Annotated in this window: 3 protein-coding genes; all 3 read right to left on the bottom strand. The window is 61.8% G+C overall.

Annotated features, from left to right (window positions below):
• Positions 1-416: 416 nt before the first annotated feature.
• The gene (locus F8D48_RS11285; RefSeq protein WP_135971394.1) at positions 417-998 is read right to left on the bottom strand and encodes a TetR/AcrR family transcriptional regulator; all 582 of its coding nucleotides are present in this window, start codon (positions 996-998) and stop codon (positions 417-419) included.
• Between the two features lie 382 nt (positions 999-1,380).
• Positions 1,381-2,718 carry an MFS transporter gene (locus F8D48_RS11280; RefSeq protein WP_031325540.1) on the bottom strand — a complete coding sequence of 446 codons (1,338 nt, stop codon included), beginning with the start codon at positions 2,716-2,718 and terminating at the stop codon, positions 1,381-1,383.
• 251 nt (positions 2,719-2,969) lie between these two features.
• Positions 2,970-4,100, bottom strand: a complete 1,131-nt coding sequence (locus F8D48_RS11275) for a DMT family transporter (protein WP_135971393.1) — start codon at positions 4,098-4,100, stop codon at positions 2,970-2,972.
• Positions 4,101-4,483: the final 383 nt, after the last annotated feature.

The raw sequence follows: 4,483 nt of genomic DNA, 5'->3' as shown, positions 1-4,483 counted from the left end.
CGGAGTCAACGGGCACCTTCTCGGAGGTGGCGGGCTCCTCCGGCGGGATGACGGAGTTGTCGCAGCGGCCGACGATGACGCGCTTCAGCGGGTCCCAGTCGTTCCAAGAGCTGACGATCTTTGCCATAAATGTGCTCCTATCTCTCATCTAGCAGCAAAATGCGCCCCGTTGTTGGGGGGGGCGCATCCTTTATACCATTTTTTGCAGTTGCACAAAAGCCTTTTACCGAAATTTTACCTTATAACTCAGAAAAACATCATGAACCAAGCCCATTTGCTGGTACGGCTCTTGGGCACCGCCTCGCATCGCTGCCGCAGATGCCCAAGCCCATGGATGCTCCCTTGATGGCGACGGAGCGAGCGGCAGCGGCGCGAGCAGGAGCCCTCGCCCGACGCCCCCGGCGAGAACAACGCCCCTAGCGACCGTTGATGGCCGACTCCAGCAGCGTGCGCACGATCTCGCGCACCTCATAGCCCTCGGAAATGGCCTTCACCGCTCCCCCGTCCACGAGCGCCACGACAACCGAAGGGGTGAGCCCCACACCGGCGTCAACGAGGATGCGGTTCACGGCGGCATCCAGGGCCTCGCGCCCCTTACGGTAGGCCTCGGTGACCACCGGAGCCTCGGAAGCGGCGATCAACTGGGCATAGTGAGCCGGCATGGACACACTGTCGTCGGGCAGGCACGCCTCCAGCAGCAGGTCGACCACCCGACGGCGGCATTCCTCGCCTTCCAGGCCGTCAGCCACCTGGGCTACCTTCTCGGCCCGGGCGATCCACAGCTCGATGTTGTAGCAGCCCGCCTCGTACAAGAGGTCGGTCACAGAATCGAAGTAGTAGCCCACCGAAGACGAGGCGGCGCCGGCCCATTCGGCGACCTTGCGGTAGGTCACCGCCTCCGGGCCGCGCTCGCGCAGCAGAGCCGCCGCAGCCAGCACCAACGACGTGCGGGTGATTTGGGCCTTCAGGGACTTGGGTTTGGCCAATGGTTTGGTCATGGCAGTCTCTTTTCAAGTGATTGGCGTTTGTGCGACTTTAACAGAAATGCACTACGATTGTAAGCCCTGATAGAGCTTATTTTTCGCAAAACCTGAAGCAAACTCCCATATCGGAGTTGGTTGTGCAGCTGAACAAGAAGAGGGGGACCCTGTTGGCACCATGTCCACCCCGGCCGCCTTTGGGACGAGGGAATTCCCGGACAATCCCGTTCGGGCCCGCAGCCGACAACCCCCATCCTGAAGCCCGAGAGCACCCCCCCTCGCCGCACTGCCCGGGCGAGCGCCCAAAGAAAATGCGCCCGAGCGGCCCTCCCCAACCGCCCGGGCGCACGAAGCCGACGACGCGGCGTTCCGCGCAACTTCCCCTGTCGCGCAGCGCCTCTTACTCGATGTCCGTCAGCTTCTTCTTGGAGTTGTCGTGGGTCATGCACATGGCAACAAGCGCCACCACGGAGATGACCACCATGTACCACGCCGGCGCGATGGGATTGCCCGTCGCCTGAATCAACGCGATGGAGATAAACGATGCCGAGCCGCCGAAGATGGCGTTGGCGAAGTTGAAGCTCAGCGCGAAACCGGAATAGCGCACCTCGGTGGGGAACGTCTCGGACAGATAGCTCGAGAGCGTACCGTCGTTGATGGTGAGCAAAAGGCACATGAACAGCTCGGCGATCAGGATGACCGCGAAGTTCATCGTGTTCAGCAGATAGAATGCCGGCACCGTGAAGATCACGAAGCCCACCGACGCGATGATGAGCATCTTCTTGCGGCCGAAGTGGTCGGAGATCTTACCGGAGAAGAAGATGAACGCCACGTAGGCCACCAGGCAGATGGTGGTGATGAGCGACGAGGCACCGGCATCGTAGCCCACGGTGTCCTGCAGGTAATTCGGCAGGTAGGTGAGCACGGCGTAGAAGCCCACGGCGTTCAGCATGCAGGCGCCGAACGAGATGATGAGCGGGCGCAGGTACTTGGTCAGCAGCAGCTTGATGGGCTGGTCGTCGGACTCGCCCTTGGCCTCCAGTTTGTCCTGCATCTCCTGGTACACCGGCGAGTCGGACACGCGGGTACGGATGTAGTGCGTGATGATGCCGAGCGGACCGGCCAAAAGGAACGGAATGCGCCAGCCCCACTCAGTCACGAAGGCCGAATCATGGCCGAAGTTCACGAACATGAGCGTGGCCAAGGTGGAGCCTACGAGCAGGCCCACGGCCGTGGAGGCGGGCACAAGCGAGCAGTACAGACCGCGGTGGTTGGCCGGGGCGTACTCGGCCAAAAACGTGGCAGCACCGGCGTACTCGCCGGAAGCGGAGAAGGACTGCACCATGCGCAGGGCAAGCAGCAGAACGGGGGCCAGAATGCCCACCGCCTCGTAGGTCGGCAAAAGGCCGATGACGAAGGTGGCGGCCGACATCATGAGAATGGAGGTGGCCAGGGCCCACTTACGACCCTTCTTATCGCCCATGTGGCCCCAGAAGAATGCGCCCACCGGACGCATGAGGAACGACAGCGCAAACACGCCGAAGGTCTCCAGCAGGGCCACCGTCGGGTCGCCCGGCGGCATCAGCACCAGCGCGATAACTGTCGCGAAGTACGAGTAGCTCGCATAGTCGAACCACTCGATGAAGTTGCCGAGGAAGGAAGATACCGCCACACGGCGCAGCGTCGCGTGCTCGTCTTCCTCGCTGTGGATCGCAGTCACTGTGTCACTAGATGCCATGGAAATCACCCAGATCCTTCCCAAACCCCTTTTTGCTTTGCGTGGTTCTCACGAGAACCATCCCCTTTCAGACAGAGAGGTCCGCACCTCTGCTCTCACAGATATGCGGACCTCCATTTCCTTGTGCTCGCTTGCACTCCTCCTGTTAGGAGTCTCTATAGTGCCAGCCAGCACCTTTACACGTTTTGAAAAGCCGTGAATCGCTTTGGTTCATCCGCGGGCTTGCGGGCAGATCAGCGAAAACCCCAGCCTTACGGCAGATCCTGGGTCTCCACTTCGGCCTGGTTCTCGGCCTGAACGCTCTCGAGCGTCTTCTGGTCGACCGAGCCGGTGCCCTTGCGGGCGAGCATGGCCTTCACCGTGGGGAAGGCACCGCCGCCGCAGATGAGCAGCACGCCAAGCCAGCTGTTGATGGTCATCGGCTCCGCGAAGATCACGATGCCGATGAAGATGGCCACGGGCACCTCCCAGTAGGCGATGGTGCCGTAGTCCATAGCCGGCAGGTTGCGGCCAGCCACGAGCAGGGTGCCCAGGGCGATGGGGCCGCAGATGATCCACAGGAGCACCGCACCAATCCAGTTGAAGGTGGTGAAGTGGACGGACAGCGCCCAGTTCTCCATGCCGGGCTGGCTGCCCAGCGAGTTCAGGATGATGGTGATAATGCCCGCGCCCAGCACGGCGAAGATGAAGTTCCACACGCCGCGGGCGGTGGTGTCGGCATCCTTGCGGTAGCCGTTGAAGAACATGGACAGGCCGTAGAACAGACCGGACAGAAGACCGAAGGCGTCGCCCACGCCCTTCTGCGGGAACTCGGGCGTCGAGGTCTCGAGGTTGAAGTCGAGGCCGAATGCCTGGCCGCCCACGCCGAAGCCGAGCAGGCCCTCGCCGAACAGCATGCCGATGAACACGATCAGCAGGCAGATCCACTGCAGGCCGCTCATGGGCTCCTTGCGGAAGATACGGGCGCACAGCACGCAGATCACCGGACCGGTGTAGATGAACATAACGGCATTGGCCACGGTGGTCAGCAGCGTGGACGTCACGTAGCAGGCCAGCGACATGCCGATCATCAGGCCACCGAGCGCGATGGCGGGGGTGAGCTTCAGTTCCTTGAACGTCTGCACCTTCTTGGTGGCAAACAGCAAGATAACGAAGAACAGCACGCCCATGCCCATGCGGCCGCAGGCCATAAGGGCGCCGATGGAGTCACCGGCAGCAAGACCCTCGGTTCCGTCGAACATGTTGACGCGCGTGGCCCAACGCGAGAACAGCGGCACCAAGCCCATGCCCGTCGCCGAGATGAGCATGAAGATGAGGCCCTTGGCATAGTTCATCTGGAAGCCGTTGCCCTCGCCTTGAGGAGCGATTTTATCCTGAGCCATACTTCCCTCCTTTTTCTTTCCCTCTGAGGTGAATGAGAATGTAGGTCGTGGCGCCGACGCATGATCGGCACCACCTTTTCGTGCCCCGATTGCCCTTAACGAGGTACGAAAAAAGGGGAACAGGCCGCGCACGGTGCGTTGAAACCTGTTCCCCTTTCTTTCTAGGTCTCCGTCAGGCAGCTGCCCTCAGCTGTCCCGATCGGAAGGCTTCTCTCAGGCCGCTGCCCTCAGCGGCTGAGAGTTGGCAAAGGTCGTGCTTACTTCCACATCTCGGGGCGCACGAGGGTGGGATCCTCGACGCGGTTCGGGAAGTAGTCGAGGCACTCGCCCTCGCGGTAGACGTCGGCGGTGGAGCAGTGCAGGCCGCCGCCGAACGGGTAGGC

This window comes from Adlercreutzia muris (genome assembly GCF_008831045.1).
Lineage (GTDB): Bacteria > Actinomycetota > Coriobacteriia > Coriobacteriales > Eggerthellaceae > Adlercreutzia > Adlercreutzia muris.
Note: the sequence above shows the minus strand (reverse complement) of the source record. Positions and strands in the feature narration are given on the sequence as shown.